Consider the following 20,860-nt stretch of genomic DNA (forward strand, 5'->3'; position numbering starts at 1 on the left):
TTTTTGTGATAATTAGACAGTGAACAACGCCTTATGTTCTCAGACAGATCCCTTAATTAATCCATAAGCACGAACGATTTCTTGATCTGTATACATATATTTTTGTTCATTATCCTCCAAATACTTTCCTGCTTTTTGTAAATCGTGAATTCCTTTTTTCATATACGATTTGTAGTGCTTATTAATAGAATGAATCTGTTCTGCAAACTTTTCATCTGTTCCAGGTGTCACAGTCTCCTTATACAAGTCAATTATAATTTCCCCTTCTCGTTTCGGGAAAAATTCATGTGGATCTGTACTGTCAAAAATACATAAATCAAGCTCACGAACGAGAACCATATCCAGGCTATTTGGATCAAAGCTGCAATGATATAATTCCACATCGAAACCATGCTGTTCACATGCCTTTGCAACTTTTTTCATGAACGTTGATTTCCCAGTTCCAGCACGACCTTTAATAAAATATACATTCGTAATGTTTTCAATTAGATGTGGAACTTCATTGACGATACCATCTGCTGTATTTGTTCCGAAGAATCGGTGGTATACATGTGCTTGTCTGTCTTGTATCTTCTGATTTTGTAACAGTTCCTTTATCAAATCATTCGTCAATTGGTCCGCACGCTCGAAGTTCATTTCATTTATATAGATTGCTTCAAGTTGATCATGAATTTTAAGACCAATCGCAAAATTTTTATGTGCCTGTGCCACGATGGAGTTACATTTCTCCATGTTCCTCGTATCATCTTCAGTCGTTCCCCTACGTTTCCCAATCATGGTACGTAAATCAATATCAATCGTATGGTTTAGCTCTTTGAAGGCAACTCTATCTGAAAGGATAGCTAATGATTTTTCCCGAATGATAACACCATCCAAATAGTTGAGACCGTATGAACTTTTTAAGATTTCTAACTTATATTTCGAGGTATAGCCCTTGAGAACCTGTTTGATTACATTTGTTTTGATCGTTTCTGAGGGATGTTTTAACACGATAATTCGGTTTAACCCTTCTATATTTGAGGGTAAGTAATTAAGAAGGCCTTCAGCCGTGTTCCCGCTTACATAGTAACTTTGGTTGGACAAATCGACACTTCCTTTTCGTTAATTTTTTAGCAGATAGGAAAGCATCAAACTTTCCTATCTGCATAAGTGCAACTAAAGCACTTGCTCAACCTAATAGCGAATACTAATTTTTCTAATATTTTATGTAAAGCCCAAATTTATGTGAATGCTATAAAACCGTTCACACATAGCTTTTCCCATAGCTATGATATACTTCTACTAAATCTAAACAGAAACTGGTGATCGTAATGATAAAGAGCTACTACGCAATTATTGATATCGGATCCAATACGATGCGGTTAGTCATTTATTCTCAAGAGAAATCCGGTCGACTGCATGAAGTAGAAAATGTAAAAGCAGTTGCTCGTCTGCGAAACTATCTTAATGAAGAAGGCGTATTGAATGACGAAGGAATTACAAAACTGACTGCAACACTGAAAAGCTTTAAAAATGTAACTGAAACATATGAATTGGACAACTTCACTGTAATTGCTACTGCAACGATTCGCCAAGCACGTAATAATGAAGATATTAAGCAAATTGTCCAAAAAGAAATTGGCTGGGAGATGCGGATTCTGTCCGAGAAAGAAGAAGCATTTTACGGCTATTTATCTGTCGTCAATTCTACTTCGATTACGGAAGGAATTACGATCGATATAGGCGGGGGCAGTACAGAAGTAACTTACTTTAAGGATCGTATTCTAAAGCATTATCATAGTTTTCCTTTTGGGGCATTAACATTAAAAGATTTCTTTCATAATAACGATTCAAATGAAAAGAACATCATGAAGCTACGTGGATATTTACAAGAGCAGTTCGCCACACTCGACTGGCTACAAGTTAAAGGTGTACCCCTCATCGGTATCGGAGGCAGTGCACGAAACATTGCTCAGATTGATCAAAACAGAAAAGCCTATCCTCTAGCAGGACTTCACCAATACCAAATGGATGATAGTGATATCGCTAATATTACTGCCTTTCTTGCATCCTTGGATAAGGTTGGTTTGGAAAAAGTAGAAGGACTTTCTAAAGACCGGGCTGATACCATTTTACCTGCTTCCTGTGTTTTCCTTAGTCTGTACGAAGCCATTGAGGCAGAAGGTTTTATATTGAGTAGAAAAGGACTTCGTGACGGTGTTTTCTACGAATATTTATCACCAAATACGAAAACGAATCTTTATCCGAACGTGTTGGAGGATAGCATTGTAGAGTTAATCTATGAATACAAATTGGATATTCATCAAATTCAGCACATCCAATATCTAACTGAAAAACTATTGAAAGGACTCTTGTCCAAAGGCATTGGTTCATTAACAAAAGAAGATTGGATACATGTGGAACGGGCCTGTTATGTGTATAACCTCGGTGAATACATTGATGCTGAATCCAGTCCTCAGCACACCTTCTATTTGCTTGCAAATCGAACCATCGATGGACTGATGCATATTGATCGTCTAAAATTGGCACTGATTGCATCTTATAAGAACAAAACGGTTTTCAAACAATTTATCGGTCCGTTTAAACACTGGTTCTTGAAAAAAGAGCGAAAAAAATTAGAATTACTTGGATCATTACTGAAATTTACTTATTGCCTGGATGCAACGAAAAGACAGGTAATTAATTACTTCGATATGGAAATTGGAAGTGAAGTCATTACATTGACGATTTATTGTAATAAGGATTACAAACCGGAACAGTACCAGTCCGAAAAACAGAAAAAGCATTTGGAAAAAAATATCGGAAAAAATATTGAATTGATATTTTTGTCTAGTGAAAATGAATGATTGCGTTAATATCCTATCCTTTGATTATGGAAAACTTAATAAAAACTTATCATTTCTATAGTAGTAATTACGATATAATTATGATAGTAAGGGTCAAAAAGTAGCCTCTGAACGTATGCAATTTATACGTAATAAAAGGGAAAACATATCGTCAGAAACTCGATGTGTCATTGCACTAATTTTTGAACAACCTCTGGTAGAGACTTAATTAAGGGTGATTATTGTGATAACAACTAACAAATTAATCGATTTGGATAATCCTATGTACTACAACAATCGAGAACTCAGCTGGCTTGCGTTTAATAAGAGAGTTCTCGATGAAGCTTTTGATACAAGAAATCCACTATTAGAGCGATTTAAATTTGTCGCCATTTTCTCATCAAATCTTGACGAGTTTTTTATGGTGCGTGTTGCTGGACTGAAAGATCAGGTAAAAGCTGGATTCAAAAAGCCGGAAAATAAAGCCGGACTGACACCGAAGCAGCAATTGGATAAAATCTCTAAAGAAAACCATTTACTCGTTAAAGATCAATATACGGTTTACCGTCGTCTTCTATCCGAACTTGCGGAAGAAAATACTTCGGTTATTACGGCAGAAAATCTAACCGCCGAACAGAACGCAGGGCTAGAAGAGTATTTTGATGAACATATATTCCCTGTCTTAACACCGATGGCCATTGATGCCTATCATCCATTTCCGATCCTTTCCAACAAGTCGATTAATATCGCAGTCGAATTGGAAGACATGTATGACAGAGAACATAAAACAACCAAAAATGCAATTGTACAACTCCCTGCATTGCTTGACCGATATACAAGAGTACCTGGTACAAATAAATATATTTTACTAGAAGATATTATTTCGCACTATATTCATAAATTATTTAAAGGATATCATGTCCGTTCCATCACCGAGTTTCGGATTACGAGAAATGCCGACATGACCATTCACGAGGAGGGTGCAAGGGACCTTCTAAGGGAAATCGAAAAGGAACTAAAGAAACGGAAATGGGGAGCCGCCGTAAGACTAGAAGTCCGAGCTGATAAATACGACGAAACAATTGTCAGTTTTCTTTTATATGTCTTGGAAATTCATCAAAAGGACATGTATATGGTTGATGGCCCACTTGACCTAACCTATCTATTTGACTTCTATAAGAAAGTTCAAATTGAAAACGAACATTTGATATATGAAACACGCATGCCTCAACCTCCAAAAGATATTTTGCAAAATGAAACTGTATTTGAAGCTGCAGAAAAACGGGATATATTTTTGCATCACCCCTATGAATCGTTTGGCCCTGTAGTAGATCTTGTTGAAGATGCTGCGGAGGATCCCGACGTTTTAGCGATTAAACAGACGTTATACCGTGTCAGTGGGAATTCTCCTATAATTAAAGGATTGAAACAGGCCGCCGAGAACGGGAAGCAAGTCACTGTACTCGTTGAATTAAAAGCAAGATTTGATGAAGAGCAAAATGTACTTTGGGCAAAGGAACTGGAAAAGGCCGGTTGCCATGTTATTTACGGAATGAATTCTCTTAAAACACATAGTAAAATTACATTAATCGTAAGAAAACGTCTGGAAAAAATAGAACGTTTTGTCCATCTTGGAACAGGAAACTATAATGATTCTACCGCAAAATCATATACGGATATGGGAATCATCACGACAAAGCGAAAGTTCGGTATTGATGCCACCCATTTCTTCAACTATTTAAGTGGATTTACAGAAAAACCCGATTTTAATCATATATCCATGGCACCTTTTGATATAGAGGAAGACTTTATCCGCTATATGGATCAGGAAATTAGTTTTCATAAAAAGAAGGAAAATGGAAGAATTATTGCCAAAATGAACTCTCTGACAGATAAAGATCTAATCAAGAAATTTTATGAAGCTTCCCAGGTAGGGGTAAAAATTGACTTAATCGTACGAGGGATTTGCTGCCTGAAGCCCGGTATTGAAGGAGTCAGTGAAAATATACGTGTTCGAAGCATTGTTGGGCGCTTCCTAGAGCACAGTAGAATCTTTTATTTCAACAGTGATGGAGATGAACGGATATTCCTTTCGTCTGCGGATATGATGACAAGAAATATGCAAAAACGAGTAGAGCTTTTGTTCCCAATCTATGAAGGACATGTTAAAGATCGAATCAAAGAAGTACTAACGCTCTCATTAGAAGATAATATGAAATCAAGAGAGCAATCCAGCGATGGTACTTACCACTATGTAAAAGCCAAAGATGAAGAAAGCGAAGTCGACAGTCAAATGATTTTATTTGAAAAGGCCTATCAAGTATTGGAAGATGAAGAATAGTCTTTGATGTATTTTTACGTCACTATCCATCACATAAAAAGGAAATCGGCAGCACGCCGATTTCCTTTTACCAATTTAATGATGTCCTGACCCTTTAGAAGGGTTTGTAATGACAAATCCTTCATTTTCCACGAAGAAATATTGAATCCAGATTCCATCCAGAAATTCCTCACGCGTATCCAACAAAATATCTACATCTTTATCTGTTTTTACAATCTCGTCATGTTCCGTTGGTGTATCAAATGAGATACCGTAATGTGCGTGATCGCCATGCATTTGGGAAATATTTACACGAACCATCTTCCCCTCTGCTTCTTCTGTAGTTAGCATATTTTTCAGTACTTTAGCTGCGTTACGATTAATTTTGCATTTCATTTAAATGTCTCCAATCATATGGTATTTATTCATTATCCCATGAAATTGAAGAAAATCCAAAAATATGCTCGGGTAGAAGAAATCCCCGGACATCTTAACCCGTCCGGGAATTTTCTATAAGCATTACGATTAACGTGTCCATTCCACAAAAAACATACTTATTTCTGGAATATAGGTTACGAGCAATAATACAATAATCATCATAATTAACAGAGGCATGACTCCTCTAATAACTTCTTCTATTTTCATCTTCGTGACACCCGCTGATACAAAAAGGTTTACGCCAACTGGTGGTGTAATCAATCCGATAGCCAGGTTGAGAATCATAATAATACCGAAATGGATAGGATCCACTCCTAGTTCCATTGCCATTGGCAGTAGAATCGGTGTTAAAATAACGATTGCTGCCAAAGCTTCCAGAACGAGTCCCACAAGTAACAAAAATACATTCAATAGTAACAAGATAACAATTTTACTTTCACTAATGGATAGGACAAAATTAGCAACGGTCTCTGCTACTTGTTCCAATGTTATTAAGCGACCGAATATATTTGCCATCACAATCAGGAGAATAATAACAGCTGATGTCACACCTGCTGATGCAAGGCTTTTATACACACCTTTTAAATCAAGATCCTTATAAACAAAAATACCAATTACTAAACCGTAAGCTGCAGCAACAGCCGCCGCTTCTGTGGGTGTCATAATACCACCATAAATACCACCTAAAATAATTACTGGTACCAATAAGGCGAATTTTGCATCCCACGCCGCCTTTAATGTACCTTTCAGACTAAATGATTCTTTGTCGCCCCGCCATCCATTCTTCTTTGATATAAAGAAAGTAACCAGTATTAATCCAAGTCCTGTCAGAATACCAGGAACAATACCTGCCATGAATAACTCGGTAATCGACTGCTGACCAACAACCCCATAAATAACAAGTGGATTACTTGGTGGGATAATTATTCCAATCGTACCTGCCGCTGCAACAACGGCAGCAGAAAATCCTGGATTGTAGCCCTGTTTAATCATTGCTGGAATCAGCAGTGTACCAATAGCTGCTACCGTTGCTGGACCAGACCCACTAATTGCTGAGAAAAACATACTTGTAACAATAGCAACCAGTGCCAGTCCACCTGGTAGAAACCCTAATAATTCATCTGATAGATTCAATAATTTCTGTATAATCCCACTGTTCCCCATAATAATTCCGGCCGCGATGAAAAATGGTACAGCCATAATTGGGAAACTATCAATACTCGTAAATGCTGTTTGCGGGAAAAAGTCAACTGGAATTGCATCTGTGGCAAGTACAGTTGCTAGTGTACTAATCCCAAGTGCAAATGCAATCTGCATTCCAAAAACAATAAATAATACAAAATAACCAAATAATAGCAATGTAATACTGCCTTCTCTAAATAGCACTGCTGGTAAAATAAATAATAGCGATATACCCGCGGTCAGTAATCCATCTTTCGCAGACATTCCCTTCATATCTTCAATTAAAGTTTGAATGAGGCGAAACCCCATTAACAGGAAACCGATTGGAATGGCACTGTAAGCAAGGGCCATTGGTATGCCTAATGCAGGAGTTACCTGATTTGTTTCCATTTGAAAGTTGATTAAGTTAAATCCGTAAGAAACCATGATAAAACTGAAATATAGCATAAAGACACTATTTGCTGCATCAATCGCATTCCGAACATGCTCCGGAAAGCGGTCAACTACGAGATTCACCCGAATACTTTCCCGTTTTTTAATGGCTAAACTGGCCCCGAGAAAGGAAACAAATATAAAAATGTATCTAGCAATTTCTTCGGTCCAGGTCGTAATGTTTCCAATCTCTATAAAGGTTAAAACATAACGGTTAATTACCTGAAGATTGATTAAAAGGATAAAAATAGCAAAACCAACAACTACTAATATCTCTTCCAATCGGTGATCAATAAATCCCCAGATCCGTTTTAGTGTGCTCCTATTTTCCGATGGAGGTTTTTGGTGGTTGGTGTTTCCACCAATTGTCGTATCTTCTGCCATTTTTTCATCCCCTAATCCTAAAATCTATGTTTACAAAGAAAAGATCTTATTCAAAAATATCTTCTCTTGTCTTTCCTAGTGTTTCTAAAATAATTTCAACGTATTCCGGTTCTGCAATTCCTTCGACTACAAACTGATCCCATACCGGTTCAGATGCCTGTTTCCATTGTTTCATTTCCTCTTCGGTAGGCTCATATACTTCGATGCCATAATCTATAAATTCCTGTTTCGCTTTATCATCATTTTTATTTGCTATCTGACGCTGCCATTCTGTTGCTTCTGCTCCTGCCTCCATGATGATTTGCTGATGTTCCTCAGACAATGCATTATATTTTTCCAAATTCATTACAACGATATCCGAACTGTAGTTATAATTAACTTCTGTCGCATAATCCAATACTTCCTGGTGCTTCGAATCCCAAAGCAAGGAATAGCTGTTTCCTTCACCTTCCACTGTACCTTGCTGAAGAGCAGTAAATACCTCAGACCATGCTACAGGTGTTGGATTTGCACCATACTCAACAAAATCAGCTTGCTCTATTTTTGAATTTGTTGTTCTAATTTTTAATCCAGCCATATCTTCTGGAACTTTTACTGGCCGTACATTATTTACAATCTGCCGGTAACCATAATCAGGGAAAAAGACAACTTTAAATCCATTATTTTCCATTCGATCACGCACGATCTCACCAGGTTTTCCATCAATAGCAGTATATACCTCTTCCTTCGTTTCAAAAATGTATGGAAGATCCCAAGCGGTAAAATAATTCGTAAAGCTGGTCATATTTGGTGTTGATGAACTTGCCATCGCAATACTTCCCATTTGGGCACTTTCAATTACCTCACGATCGTTTCCAATTAAACCATCATGAAATGTTTCGATCATAATTTCCCCATCAGATTTTTCTTCAACTAATTCTGCAAACTTATCAATTCCTAGTGACACTGCATGGGAAGCTGCTTTTACTTGTCCGAGACGAAGATGGATGGTATCTGAATTATCCGATTCTGCACTTGAATTCAATGCCCTATTCCCTAATAAAATAAGGCCAAGAAAAATGATAATAATAATTATAGGGGTTACACTCTTTTTTATTGTCATAATAGCTCTCCTTCTATGGTTTCTAATACACTTCCTACTGGTGACGTTAAAGGTATTTAGATTGATATTTTAATTGAATATTCCGATTTTTGTTTACCTAAGGATAGTTGTCGGTCGGGTGAGAAACATATACTTTTGGAATGAATAGTGGTCACTTAGATAGAACGAAGTGAAAATCAATATTTTGCAGTTTTAAAAGGTGGTAAATATGTATCAGGTGTACATAATAAAACACATCGGGACTGGTGTCAAATTGTATTGTTTACAGGGAATAATTTATAAGTATTCTGTTATCTTGAGAGGCGCATCTTAATAATGCTTACTATTCCCTGATTTTCAAATAAAAACAGTTATTTTAAAATATCTTCAAGAAAGGTTTCCGTATTCATCTTTTTACCATCTACAAAAAAATATCTTTGCTCGCCCCTCATTACGATTCAAGTCACATCAGCTCGTCGCTGGTCTGTACTGCAACAAAATTCCAACCCTTGTCATATTCTTCGTTTAGCATTTCTACAACTTCCGGGGTTAATTGCCCTTCCTCTTTAAACGCAAAAAAAGATGGTACAGGTAGCTTGCATCCTGCACCATCTTTTTTTAATCATCCCCTAGGTTTGCTACAATTCCACTGATGTATGCTGCTACATCATCTATCTCCTGTTCGGTTAATGTTCCTTCAAAGGAAGGCATTAATTCTCCACCTTCTTTAATTCTTTCCATAACAGCTTCTTTATCAGGTGAAACGTTACTTGTTTGAAGGTTCGGCCCATTATGGCCATTTACTCCTTCTGTCCCATGACATGCGAGACAATTACTTTCATAGATTGCTAAACCTTTGGCAGTTTGGCCTTCAAGTGAAGCTTTGTCATCACCAGTACCTTTTTCTTCTTTATCGGTAGTGTTTTCTTCTGACTCACTTGTTGAAACATCATCAACAGACCCGATTTCTCCGTCCAATGAAAACGTCCAAACAGAGTCTCCATGCTTACTGCCAGCCAGTGAGTTTCCTGCTGCGAAAACCGTAATATATTGCTTTCCATCAATTTCATACGATATTGGTGGTGCATTCACCCCTGCATCCGTCATAAATTCCCATACTTTCTCACCTGTTGTTGCGTCATAAGCTATCAATCTACCATCATTATGACCTACAAATAGTAGGTTTCCATTTGTTGTCATGGCTCCACTATATGCCATCGCATCCCATTCCTGCTGCCATGCAATGGTATTTGTTTTGACATCCATCGCGGTAACCGTCCCTCTAACCGGCGCATCCGTGACAGGAGCCATAATACTTCCTATCCATGCATGCCCTTCTTCAATTGCATCCGGATCAAAGTCTTCATCACTCCGTGTATATGCCATATAGGAGTCTGTTCCTAATACATAAAAATATTCTGTATTCGGATTATATGCAGACGGTGGCCAGTTGGCACCTCCAAAAGGAGACGGTTTTAACGTGATTGGTTCTTCCCAGAAAGGGGTAAAAATGCTACCATATTCTCCTTCAAATTCATCGGACATATCTCGTTCAATATCTTCTGGAGTTATAGTTTGTGGAACAAATGAATCCCCTTTTGGAATAGGCTGGGTTGCTGATGTTTTTTGTCGCTCATCTTGGGGTACAGGTGTTTCTTCAATACCAACAAGTGGTTCTCCATTCGTTCGATCAAGGAAATAGATCCAACCTGTTTTCCCTGCCTGACCAAGTCCATTTTTCATTTCCCCATCCATTTCAACATCAAAAAGGATGATTGGGTTTGGTGAGTCCAAATCCCAAATGTCATGATGAACCTGCTGGTAATGCCATTTATATTCTCCAGTTTCTGGATCTAATGCAATAATAGAATCTGAATAGAGATTGTCTCCCTCTCGAATACTACCATCAAGGTCAGGAGCCGTATTGCCTGTAGAAAAATACATTAAACCTAACTCAGGATCAACAGCTGGGGTCTGCCAAACAGGTGCGCCCCCCGATAACCATGCTTTATTATCCTGTGGCCACGAGTCATGTCCTTTTTCTCCAGGACCAGGTATGGTGTTGAAACGCCATAATTCACGTCCAATCTCTGCATCATACGCTGTAATACGTCCTCTAATCCCATACTCGCCTCCCGAAACACCGGTATATACTTTGCCATTATAATAGAGAGGTGCGTTCGTAATCGTGTATCCTTTTTCCCATTCATCTACGACAGTTTCCCAAACAACTTCTCCTGTCGTTTGATCTAACGCTACCAGTCTAGCATCCAACAATCCTACAAATACCATACCCTCACCGATAGCTACACCTCTACTGGTCCAGCCACAGCAAACAGTCGTTAGTTTATCAGTAATATGTGGTCGGTATTCCCATATTGTTTCTCCCGTAACAGCATCAAGTGCCAACACATCATTTGCTCCTGTTATCACATACATCACACCATCATAGACAACTGGTGATGCTTCACCTGAATATTTAAAATCGAATCCCGATCCTAAATTAGCAACCCATTCCCCTTTTAAATCTCCAATATTCGATGTATTAATTTGGTCCAGTGGTGAATAACGCTGATTAGCAAGATTACCACCATTCGTTAGCCAATTCTCAGTTGGTAGCGCCGCCAATTCTTCACCCGTAAAAGCAGGTGCAACAGCAGCATCATAGGCTCTATGTTGTTTCACATCAGCCTCTGGGTCTTCGACAGTAATCTCGGCTTCCTCTTCCGTTTTTTCAGGTTCCTCTGTTTCCTCTTCTGTTGCTTCTTCTTCTTTTTCTACCTGCTCTTCTGTTTCGGTATCTGGTGCTGTGAATTCCGGTGCCTCGTTATCCTTCGATATTTCAAAGAATATAATAAAAACAATAACCAAAAATGAGAATACTCCAACCGTCCAGACTATTTTATGACCATTCAAAACAACACCCCCTATTATTTAATTTCCCTGGTTTAACAAATAAATAATAGATATTCCTCCTTTCAAGTTTTAGAAAATCAAAAAATATCTCAGAACTGTTACATTATATGCCAGTTGCTTTTCCTATATTATAAAAATTTAATAGATAAGTTCTAATCATAGAAAAAGGCGCTCTTTTTCAAGAGCGCCAACTTCAAGCTAAATTTGCTTATGGTTTTAACACAACTTTGATACAATTGTCTTCCTGAGCATTGAATATTTCATAGGCTTGAGCCGCATAACTCAAGCTAATCCTGTGTGTGATAATGTCGGTAGGATTAAATACCCCATCTTCCACCATATTATATAATTCCGACATATAGTGGATAATAGGATCAATGGAACCAACCTGACCGGTCAACGTTTTCAGATGCTCTTTTACTGTTGCATCTCCGTCCATCCCTACACAATCGATCACTACTTCGGCACCACCTTTTGTGATTTCATGAATGTTACAGCTAGCATTCCATTTACATCCTTAGCATAGTATTATTTTCTATGCCTTTCGATGAATAAGTTAAACCTAAAACGATTAGAAAGCTAAGGCAGGTAGGGAAAGTTTTACTTCTTTTTTTGCAAAGTAAAGCCGGGTGTAACGACCCGGCTACTAATGATGCTATTTGTTTTAAATTGTTACTTAAGATCAAAACTGTCCGGATTCGTTCCAACACGACTATTAATGTTGAGTGCATTAATTTTCCCCATATCCTTTTCGGTCAGGGTAAAATCAAAAATGTCCGCATTTGTGATAATTCGTTTTTCCGTAACTGACTTTGGAATGGTTATAACATTATTTTGAATATCCCATCGTAAAATAACCTGGGCAGTAGACTTTCCGTGCTCTTCTGCTATTCCTGTAAGTGTCGGATCGTCCAGTAACTTACCACGTTTCAATGGTGACCATGCTTCCAGTTGTATATTTTCTTTATCACAAAATTCTCGAAGCTCAAGTTGTGTTAAATGTGGATGGTATTCCACTTGATCAATGACAGGTTTAACTTTACTGTCTTTCATCAGCTCCTCCAAATGGTGCACATGAAAATTGCTGACACCAATTGCTCGGACCTTGCCATCTTCGTATAATTTTTCCATAGCTCTCCACGTGTCCTTATACTTACCTTTCACTGGCCAGTGGATCAAATACAGATCCAAATAACCCGTGTTCAATTTTTTCACGCTTGCATCAAAAGCTTCCAATGTGCTTTCATACCCCTGCTCATCATTCCAAACTTTTGAGGTAATAAATATTTCCTCTCTGGGAATACCTGATTCTTTAATCCCCTGCCCGACACCTGCTTCATTATCATAAAATGAAGCTGTATCAATACTTCTGTAACCATGCTTTAATGCTGTTTTTACAGAATTGACAACGGATTCTCCATTTTGAACCTTATAGACTCCAAGTCCGAATCCTGGCATATGGACACCATTATTTAGTGTTATTGTATCTTGTAGATGTGTAATCATATTAGTTGAGAGCCTCCAATTTTTCTATGTTCTATTCTATTATCATATAATATTTTGATGATGTATTAAAATATTACTACCTATTATAATACTAGAAGAGCAATTCTAATTCATGAAACAAAAAGTCCCCTGTACAACCATAGTTATACAGGGGACATGCTCAGCTTGAGTATCGATAATTCCCATCAATCAGTTCCCGTTCACATTTACCCTCTGCCCGTAAATATTCTAAGTGGGCCAGGGTTTCTCCAATTGCAAACCTTGATTCATGAATGGTTAACTTCTTCTGGAACAGTTTTTCTGAAGCTTCATATACTGTACATCCACCTTTTATTCCATCAAGCAATGTATCCAGCCGTTCATCATGGTGAGCTATTATTTCATCAATGCGTTCATTTCCCCCATAAAACGGCTTCCCATGTGAAGGAACAACTAAATCAACATCCAACTGTTTAATTTTATCCAGGGATTTCAAGTAATTTCCAAGCGGATTCGGATCTCCATGGAACCAATAGGAAATGTTCGGTGTAATTCTAGGCAGAATATGATCGGTTGAAAGCAGTATATTTTTTTCTTTATTATAGAAGGTCACCAAGCCATCTGAGTGACCCGGGGTTTGAATTACCTCGTATTCATATTTGCCAATTTGCAGCAGTTCTCCTTCCACGAAATAATGATTTATTTCTGGATAGGGTGTCACTAGTGGAACGAATTCTTTTGTATTTACAATCATATCATTTGCATCATCGCCAGGAATTCCTGCAAGTTTGTAGTTATTGGTTAGATCATCTAAAAAACTTTCCTGCCAGGCATCCAACCCAGCTTTGGCATCAATTTGTGACATCGATATCCGGGCGCCAGTTCGTTGCTGCAATGCACCAGCAAACCCGAAATGGTCCGGATGATAATGTGTAATCAGAATATCTGTTACCTTTTTTCCCTCCAGTTCTTTTTCCCACCTTCTAACTGTATGCTCATTATGAAGACCAGCATCAATAACTTGTACGCCATTTTCCGATTCAGCAACGAAACAGTTAACGTGATTTAAGCGGAAGGGGAGGTCGAGTGTAACCATTTTAATTCCGTATTCTTCCAACAAAATAGATTCACTTCCAATTCTCTTATTTTTTGAAGGCTACTTTCGTAATCTCAAAACATATCTTCTCTTTCATAGACTTAATTAACTTTTCTTGTGCTCTCCCAGAACATTTCACGCAAGCGATATTTCTGCAATTTACCAGTAGCTGTTTTTGGTAGTTCTTCCACGAATTTCACAGCTTTTGGAGCTTTAAAATGTGCCATATGATCACGACAATAGGTGATCATATCTTCTTCTGTAAGAGTTGCATCAGATTGCAGAACGATAATGGCAAGCGGGACTTCTCCCCATTTTTCATCTGGTATTGCAATAACAGCAACCTCCAGAATATCTGAGTGTTTGTATAATACGCCTTCAACTTCTGTAGAGGAAATATTCTCGCCACCAGAAATGATCAAATCTTTCGCACGGTCACGAATTTCAATAAACCCATCCGGATGGGTTACCGCAAGATCTCCTGTATAAAACCATCCATCTTTGATTGCAGCATTTGTTTTTTGCTCATCTTTATAATATCCTTTCATCACAACATTTCCCCGGGTAATTATTTCACCAAGTTCATTGCCATTCCACTCGACTTCTTCTCCGTCTTGATGAATAACTTTGGTTTCTCCATTGAATGCGAGTTCAATTCCCTGTCTCGCCTTAATTGTTGCCTGCTCATCGGCAGTTTTGGAATCGAATTCTTTTTTCCACTCATTGTAAAGAATGAATGGCGACGTTTCAGTCAGTCCATAGACATGAATCATATTCAAACCGAGAATTTCCTGTGCCTTCTGGATAAGTGCCGCTGCAGGTGGTGAGCCGGCTGTTGCCATTCTTGGACTCGTTGTGATGATTACTTCTTTTGCCTTTGGCTCATTTACAAGCATATTTACAACTGTTGGTGCACCGCATAGCAATGTTATTTTCTTCGATTCAAATAAATCGAGAATCAACGGCGGATCGACTTTCCGTAAACATACATGGGTCCCACCTGCTGCAGTGATTGCCCAAACTCCGCCCCAACCATTGGCATGAAACATTGGTAATGTATGGAGATAGACATCATCATGATCCACACGCATATGATGCATAAAATTAGCAGCATTAAGGTAATTACTCCGATGCGTTAACATGACACCTTTCGGATTAGATGTTGTTCCACTCGTATAGTTAAGTGTCAAAAGCTGATTTTCATCGATTTTCACTTCTGGAAGTTTAAAATCTGCTGGGACATCAGCTAAGAAGTTTTCATAGTCAGGTCCTGTTAAAGTACTTTCTTGACCTTCTACAGCAACAATAATGATTTCTTCCAGAGAAAGTTGTTCCTGGATTTCTTCGATTGGTTTAGAGAATTCCTCATCAATAATCAGCATTTTCGCATCACTATGATGAATGATATATTCCAAATCCTTTGCTGTTAGTCGATAATTCAGTGGTACCATGACAGCCCCAAGCTGACAAATGCCATAGAAACATTCGAGCATATAGTGTGTATTCGGAAGCATGACTGCAACATGATCGCCTTCCTGTATACCAGCCTCAGTTAAAGCCGCAGAAAGCCTGTCCGCGCGATTGCCAAATTCCTTATACGTGAATTCCTTTTCCCCGTCTATAACAGCCGTTTTCTCCGGATAGTATTTAACTGCACGTCTTTTCCAGTCTAGTGGTGTTAGTGGTGAAAACATGGTAACAGCTCCTTTTATGTTAGATAATTATTGTAGAATTGAGATAAAATGCGAACTAACTACTAGCTGATATCCAAAATCGTGTGCTTCTATCGCCGTCCGGGATCGCTCTGGGCGGATGCTTTCCGCGGGCACGGCCTCAGCCCCGAAGAAAAAAACACTCTTCTGGTCTTCGGACACGTGCTGGGACTGCGATTACTCGCCCCACCGAAAACCTTTGTTCCCGCAGGAGTCACCGCCCGCCGCTCACCCGGACTGGTAAAGCTGTATGACGATATTTTAGCTACCCCCCGTTAATGTAGTAATCGTCAACAATCTTCTAACTAGCTCTGTGAAATATACGGAGACTCCAACGGGAAGAGAGGCATAGGTGAGACACTGAAATGCGTTAGCATGAAGGGGCTCACCAGCCGCTGAACCGTAAGTATATTTCCCAGAGCGGTCGCCGAAGTTACTTTTTTTGTTTCGTAGTTTATACAATTTGTGAATAATACTTTTTATGGAACTAGTAGTATGCTGTCAAATCCTTAAGAAAACATATCTTTGCTAATTATTAGTTTCATAACTTCGGATGTTCCACCGTAAATACGCTGCACTCTGGCGTCTGCATAGGCTCTTGCAACCGGATATTCCGTCATATAGCCATAGCCTCCGAAAAACTGTAAACATTGATCGATGACTTCACCCTGAACTTCGGTACAACTCAATTTTGCCATGCTTGCCGTTACGGTATCCAATTTTCCATGGATTAACAGATCTGTACATTCATTAGCGAAAGAACGCTGAACCCGCACTTTCGTTTTCATCTCTGCTAGAACAAATCTCGTATTTTGAAAGGTATCCAATGTGGTGCCAAAAAGTTCCCGGTCCTTTACATAGTGGACGGTCTCTTGCAAAACTCCTTCCATAGAAGCTACTGCACTGTTTGCTACAATCAGCCTTTCCCTAGGTAACTCGCTCATCAATATTTTAAATCCCTGATTTTTCTCTCCTAAAATAGCAGTTTCTTTTACTTGTACATCTTCAAAAAATAACTCAGATGTGTCACACGAGTGCAGACCAATTTTTTCGAGGTTACTCCCTCGTTCAAAGCCGTTCACTGGAACATCTACAATAAATAATGTCGTTCCTCTGGAGGGCTTGACATCTAAATCTGTTTTGGCAACGACTACTACAAAATCACAGTGTTGACCATTTGTAATAAATGTTTTTGACCCATTTAATAGATAGGCAGATTTCTCACTATCATAGATTGCAGTTGTTTTGATTCCTTGCAGGTCACTGCCAGCAGCGGGTTCTGTCATCGCAATGGCACCTACAAGTTCACCGGTAGCCATCTTTGGGAGATAGTATTTCTTTTGACTATGCGTACCATAGTTAAGTAGGTACTGGGCAATGATTGTATCGTGAACAGAAAGATTGGCAGCAAAGGAATTAAACCCCTGCCTGCTAAACTCCTCAATAATTGTCGTTGAATAGAGAAATGTTGTCCCAAGTCCCCCATATTCCTCAGGCACTTCCGGCAAGAGAAAACCCTGTTCACCTAGCCTTCCCCACAATTCTCTTGGAATATTTCCCTGTTTTTCCCAGGCTGCATAATTACCTGCTACTTCTTTTCTGCAAAATTCCTGAACACTTTTTCTAAGTAACTGAATCTCTTCTGAATCTGATGATGCCTTTTTCAATTCGGTCATTGGATCCCCTCCTTTCATATGTCTTTGATTGGGGCTTGCGCGGCTTTTTTCTTATTGCACAACTTTGGGCGGGATCCGCGCGACTTTCTTTGCTTATTGCGCAACTTCGGGCGGCGTTCGCGCTACTTTCTTTGCATATTGCGCAACTTTGACCGGGAATCGCACAACTTTCTTTGATTATTGCGCAACTTTGAGCGAGGTCCGCGCGACTTTCTTTGATTATTGCGCAACTTTGAGCGGGATGCGCGCGACTTTCTTGCTTATTGCACAACTTCGGGCGAGGTCCGCGTGACTCTTTTCTTCTTGCGCAACTTCGGGCGAGATGCGCGCGATACTTACAGCTTTATGTTAAAACTATCTACCTTTGAATTCCGGTTTTCGCTTTTCAAAAAATGCCGTAATTCCTTCCTTATTATCCTCCGATTGAAGGAGCAATGTTTGCACCGCGGTTTCCTGCATATCATTCGTATCATATGTCAGTTCACCTGCATGGTTAACCAATTGCTTCACAAACTGGTTGGCAAGTGGTGGGCCATCAACGATAAACTGGGCAAATTCTGTTGCACCATCTAGTAGGTCACCATCAATCACCCTATTTACAATCCCTCTTTCATAAGCTTCCTGCGCAGAAACCGGCTTTGCAGAGGAAATCCATTCCTTGGCAATTGCTGAAGGAAGTTTTTCCGATAATGCTTTTAACAATCCTAGGTCTGGAATAATACCGACATTCGTAAAGCTGCTAATGAACTTTGCATTCTTATCTGCTACGATAAAGTCTGCCGCAATTGCAATACTAAAACCCGCACCTGCTGCAAAACCATGTACCGCACTAATTACATATTTATCTAATTGCCTTATTGACTGGATTACAGCCAATGCCTGCTTCATATATTTCAAAATCTCTGCAGTATTGTCTAAACTGTTCAACGTTTCCAAATCTCCGCCTGCAGAAAAAGCCTTGCCTTCTCCAGACAGAACAATAACTTTTACGTCATCATCTCTTTCTGCATCTTTCAATGCATCTAGTAATTCATTTGCCATTTCTACTGACAATGCATTCCTTTTCTCTGGGCGATTCATGGAGATATAAGCGATTTTATTTTTCTTTCTTACGTTTACAACTTCTGACATACTGACACCTCATTTGATTATTATTTAGCGGTTTGCAGGTTCTTTATAATTGTTTACTACTTTTTTCTGAGCATTTCTGTACTGTTCGAGAAGTTCATTTGTAATCTCAGCTACCGACTGGATTTTCTTCATCCCCCCGACTCCCTGACCAGCACCCCATATATCTTTCCATGCACGGATATCTGGATTTCCAAGTTCTGAGAAATCAATACTTCCTTTTTTCGGAAGATTATTTGGATCAAGACCAGATTTTATAATACTAGGAATCAAGTAATTAGCAGGTATACCACTGAATGCAGGCGTATAAACAATATCATTAATGTTTGAATAAATTGCTGTCTTTATATATTCCTCACTTGCACTGCCTTCCTTTGCAGAAATGAAGTGTGTACCGATATATGCCAAGTCAGCCCCTAATACCTGTGTAGCCAAAATATCTTCTCCCTTGGACATTGCCCCTCCAAGAACGATTGGACCATTAAAGAAATTGCGTATCTCATGGACAAAAGCAAATGGATTTAACGTACCACCATGACCACCTGCTCCATTTGAGACGAGAATGAGACCGTCACTTCCTTTCTCCAAAGCCTTTTTAGCGAATTTCGTATTTATGACATCCGATAAAACAATGCCACCATACTCATGGACAATTTCTACAACTGGACTTGGATCTCCAAGCGACGTAATAACAATCGGTGGCTGGTGTTTTTGTATTAATTCTAAATCCTCATAAAAGCGTTTATTTGACTTATGGCTAATGAAATTGATTGCCCAAGGTGCAATTTTACTATTCGGGTTTTCAATTCTTTTTTGATCCAATGTAGCATTTATTTCTTCCATCCATTGGTCAAGAATATCTTTTGTACGGGCATTAAGTGCTGGAAATGAACCAATTATTCCAGCTTCACAAGCACTAATTACCATTTTTGGATTCGATATTAGAAACATTGGCGCCATAATGACAGGTAGTGTTAATTGTTTTTTTAATTCATTTATTTGCATATAGTTGAGACCCCTCTCCTAGTAAATCATTTTACAGAATTAATTCCCCTAAGTATTTCTTCTGTATGTTCTCCATGCTTAGGTGCAGTAGTTCTTATTTCCCCAGGGGTTTCTGATAATTTAATTGGTATACCAATCTGTTTTGTCTTCCCTAATTTTGGATAAAAAACGGTTTGAATCATTTCCCTCGCTTGAACTTGAGGGTCATTTTCAGCTTCTGCCAATGTCTGAACAGGTGTCACACATGCATCTTTTTCCGAGAAGATCTCCATCCAATCCTCCAATGTTTTACTATAAATAATAGTACCGATTTCTTTTATTAATTTTTCTTGTACATGCAATGGCTCGTTAAGAAGTGGAATAAAATCATTTCTCTCAATCCCTTCACAAAATCCCTTCCAAAATTTCTCCTCAATGCCACCCATGGAAAGAAATCTATTATCTTTTGTTTCATAAACTTGATAACTAGCATTTCCACCATTGAGAAGCTCCTCACCACGGTTAACATCTTGCCCTGCAAAGAAGCTCGGTAGCAGCATATGCATCCAGGAAACGACACCATCAAGCATCGAGATATCTACAAATTGTCCTTTTCCAGATGTTGCTCGTTCAAACAATGCCAATAAGATTCCCGTTAGAGCTGGAAATGCTCCCCCACCAATATCTGCTATTTGAGCAGTGGGGATTACTGGCTTTCCATCTTTTTCTCCCATTAGATTTAATAGTCCAGCATAACTGAGATAGTTAATATCATGGCCAGGCTTATCTTTGTATGGACCGGTTTGCCCGTAACCCGTGATTGCGCAATAGATAATCCCTGGATTTATCGTTTTCAATGTTTCATAGCCGATTCCTAATCGTTCCATTACTCCTGGGCGGAAAGATTCTACAACAATATCTGCCGTTTCAACAAGCTGTAAGAAATGATGCTTTCCTTCTTCTGACTTCAAATCAAGACAGATGCTTTTTTTATTGCGATTCAGAGATTGAAAAAATACACCTTCTTTATCCAATTTAGGTTCAAATTCCCTCATATAATCGCCAGCAATAGGATCTTCCACTTTAATTACTTCAGCACCAAAGTCTGCAAGCATTAACGTGCAATATGGACCAGGGAGTAACCGCGTCAGATCAAGTACACGTATCGAATGTAATGGCAAACGATCTCCTCCTTTTAGAG

General features: G+C 38.8%; 15 protein-coding genes. 2 read left to right on the top strand and 13 right to left on the bottom strand.

Annotation, left to right across the window (positions count from 1 at the left end; all coding sequences use genetic code 11):
• Nucleotides 1-39: 39 nt before the first annotated feature.
• Nucleotides 40-1,083 carry a hypothetical protein gene (locus ACHABU_RS05225; protein WP_435763016.1) on the bottom strand — a complete coding sequence of 348 codons (1,044 nt, stop codon included), beginning with the start codon at nucleotides 1,081-1,083 and terminating at the stop codon, nucleotides 40-42.
• Nucleotides 1,084-1,310: 227 nt separating this feature from the next.
• Between ACHABU_RS05225 and ACHABU_RS05230 the strand changes: the two genes are divergently transcribed.
• Nucleotides 1,311-2,846 carry a Ppx/GppA phosphatase family protein gene (locus tag ACHABU_RS05230; protein WP_435763018.1) on the top strand — a complete coding sequence of 512 codons (1,536 nt, stop codon included), beginning with the start codon at nucleotides 1,311-1,313 and terminating at the stop codon, nucleotides 2,844-2,846.
• Nucleotides 2,847-3,069: 223 nt separating this feature from the next.
• A complete protein-coding gene (locus ACHABU_RS05235; RefSeq protein ID WP_435763021.1) occupies nucleotides 3,070-5,166 on the top strand; it encodes an RNA degradosome polyphosphate kinase in 2,097 nt (698 codons plus the stop codon).
• A 75-nt stretch (nucleotides 5,167-5,241) separates the two neighbouring features.
• Here the strand turns inward: ACHABU_RS05235 and ACHABU_RS05240 are convergent, their stop codons facing one another.
• The 12 genes from ACHABU_RS05240 to ACHABU_RS05295 form a co-directional block, all read right to left on the bottom strand.
• Nucleotides 5,242-5,541 carry an iron-sulfur cluster assembly accessory protein gene (locus ACHABU_RS05240; RefSeq protein ID WP_435763023.1) on the bottom strand — a complete coding sequence of 100 codons (300 nt, stop codon included), beginning with the start codon at nucleotides 5,539-5,541 and terminating at the stop codon, nucleotides 5,242-5,244.
• A gap of 129 nt (nucleotides 5,542-5,670) precedes the next feature.
• Nucleotides 5,671-7,581 (bottom strand): TRAP transporter large permease, encoded by a 1,911-nt coding sequence (locus ACHABU_RS05245; RefSeq protein ID WP_435763025.1) that lies wholly within the window; start codon nucleotides 7,579-7,581, stop codon nucleotides 5,671-5,673.
• Between the two features lie 46 nt (nucleotides 7,582-7,627).
• A complete protein-coding gene (locus ACHABU_RS05250; protein WP_435763027.1) occupies nucleotides 7,628-8,683 on the bottom strand; it encodes a TRAP transporter substrate-binding protein in 1,056 nt (351 codons plus the stop codon).
• Nucleotides 8,684-9,280: 597 nt separating this feature from the next.
• Complete coding sequence (locus ACHABU_RS05255) at nucleotides 9,281-11,578, bottom strand: PQQ-binding-like beta-propeller repeat protein (RefSeq protein ID WP_435763030.1); 2,298 nt, start codon at nucleotides 11,576-11,578, stop codon at nucleotides 9,281-9,283.
• 208 nt (nucleotides 11,579-11,786) lie between these two features.
• Entirely contained in the window at nucleotides 11,787-12,035 is a 249-nt protein-coding gene (locus ACHABU_RS05260; RefSeq protein WP_435763033.1) for a hypothetical protein, read from the bottom strand.
• A 215-nt stretch (nucleotides 12,036-12,250) separates the two neighbouring features.
• Complete coding sequence (locus tag ACHABU_RS05265; protein WP_435763035.1) at nucleotides 12,251-13,084, bottom strand: aldo/keto reductase; 834 nt, start codon at nucleotides 13,082-13,084, stop codon at nucleotides 12,251-12,253.
• Nucleotides 13,085-13,244: 160 nt separating this feature from the next.
• Nucleotides 13,245-14,183, bottom strand: a complete 939-nt coding sequence (locus ACHABU_RS05270) for an MBL fold metallo-hydrolase (protein ID WP_435763038.1) — start codon at nucleotides 14,181-14,183, stop codon at nucleotides 13,245-13,247.
• Nucleotides 14,184-14,260: 77 nt separating this feature from the next.
• The gene (locus ACHABU_RS05275; protein WP_435763040.1) at nucleotides 14,261-15,853 is read right to left on the bottom strand and encodes a long-chain-fatty-acid--CoA ligase; all 1,593 of its coding nucleotides are present in this window, start codon (nucleotides 15,851-15,853) and stop codon (nucleotides 14,261-14,263) included.
• Nucleotides 15,854-16,380: 527 nt separating this feature from the next.
• Complete coding sequence (locus tag ACHABU_RS05280) at nucleotides 16,381-17,547, bottom strand: acyl-CoA dehydrogenase family protein (protein WP_435763043.1); 1,167 nt, start codon at nucleotides 17,545-17,547, stop codon at nucleotides 16,381-16,383.
• A 354-nt stretch (nucleotides 17,548-17,901) separates the two neighbouring features.
• Nucleotides 17,902-18,678: an enoyl-CoA hydratase/isomerase family protein gene (locus ACHABU_RS05285; protein WP_435763046.1), complete on the bottom strand. Its 777-nt coding sequence runs from the start codon at nucleotides 18,676-18,678 to the stop codon at nucleotides 17,902-17,904.
• 24 nt (nucleotides 18,679-18,702) lie between these two features.
• Nucleotides 18,703-19,680 carry an NAD(P)H-dependent flavin oxidoreductase gene (locus ACHABU_RS05290; RefSeq protein ID WP_435763048.1) on the bottom strand — a complete coding sequence of 326 codons (978 nt, stop codon included), beginning with the start codon at nucleotides 19,678-19,680 and terminating at the stop codon, nucleotides 18,703-18,705.
• A 26-nt stretch (nucleotides 19,681-19,706) separates the two neighbouring features.
• Nucleotides 19,707-20,840 carry a CaiB/BaiF CoA transferase family protein gene (locus ACHABU_RS05295; protein ID WP_435763050.1) on the bottom strand — a complete coding sequence of 378 codons (1,134 nt, stop codon included), beginning with the start codon at nucleotides 20,838-20,840 and terminating at the stop codon, nucleotides 19,707-19,709.
• Nucleotides 20,841-20,860: the final 20 nt, after the last annotated feature.

It is taken from the genome of Oceanobacillus sp. CF4.6, assembly GCF_051262635.1.
GTDB lineage: Bacteria > Bacillota > Bacilli > Bacillales > Amphibacillaceae > Oceanobacillus.

Excerpts from the sequence above, each read along its gene's own strand:
- ACHABU_RS05285 (WP_435763046.1), bottom strand. The coding sequence starts at position 18,678 with ATGTCAGAAGTTGTAAACGTAAGAAAGAAAAATAAAATCGCTTATATC.
- ACHABU_RS05240 (WP_435763023.1), bottom strand. The coding sequence starts at position 5,541 with ATGAAATGCAAAATTAATCGTAACGCAGCTAAAGTACTGAAAAATATG.
- ACHABU_RS05250 (WP_435763027.1), bottom strand. The coding sequence starts at position 8,683 with ATGACAATAAAAAAGAGTGTAACCCCTATAATTATTATTATCATTTTT.
- ACHABU_RS05245 (WP_435763025.1), bottom strand. The coding sequence starts at position 7,581 with ATGGCAGAAGATACGACAATTGGTGGAAACACCAACCACCAAAAACCT.
- ACHABU_RS05275 (WP_435763040.1), bottom strand. The coding sequence starts at position 15,853 with ATGTTTTCACCACTAACACCACTAGACTGGAAAAGACGTGCAGTTAAA.
- ACHABU_RS05230 (WP_435763018.1), top strand. The coding sequence starts at position 1,311 with ATGATAAAGAGCTACTACGCAATTATTGATATCGGATCCAATACGATG.
- ACHABU_RS05265 (WP_435763035.1), bottom strand. The coding sequence starts at position 13,084 with ATGATTACACATCTACAAGATACAATAACACTAAATAATGGTGTCCAT.
- ACHABU_RS05290 (WP_435763048.1), bottom strand. The coding sequence starts at position 19,680 with ATGCAAATAAATGAATTAAAAAAACAATTAACACTACCTGTCATTATG.
- ACHABU_RS05280 (WP_435763043.1), bottom strand. The coding sequence starts at position 17,547 with ATGACCGAATTGAAAAAGGCATCATCAGATTCAGAAGAGATTCAGTTA.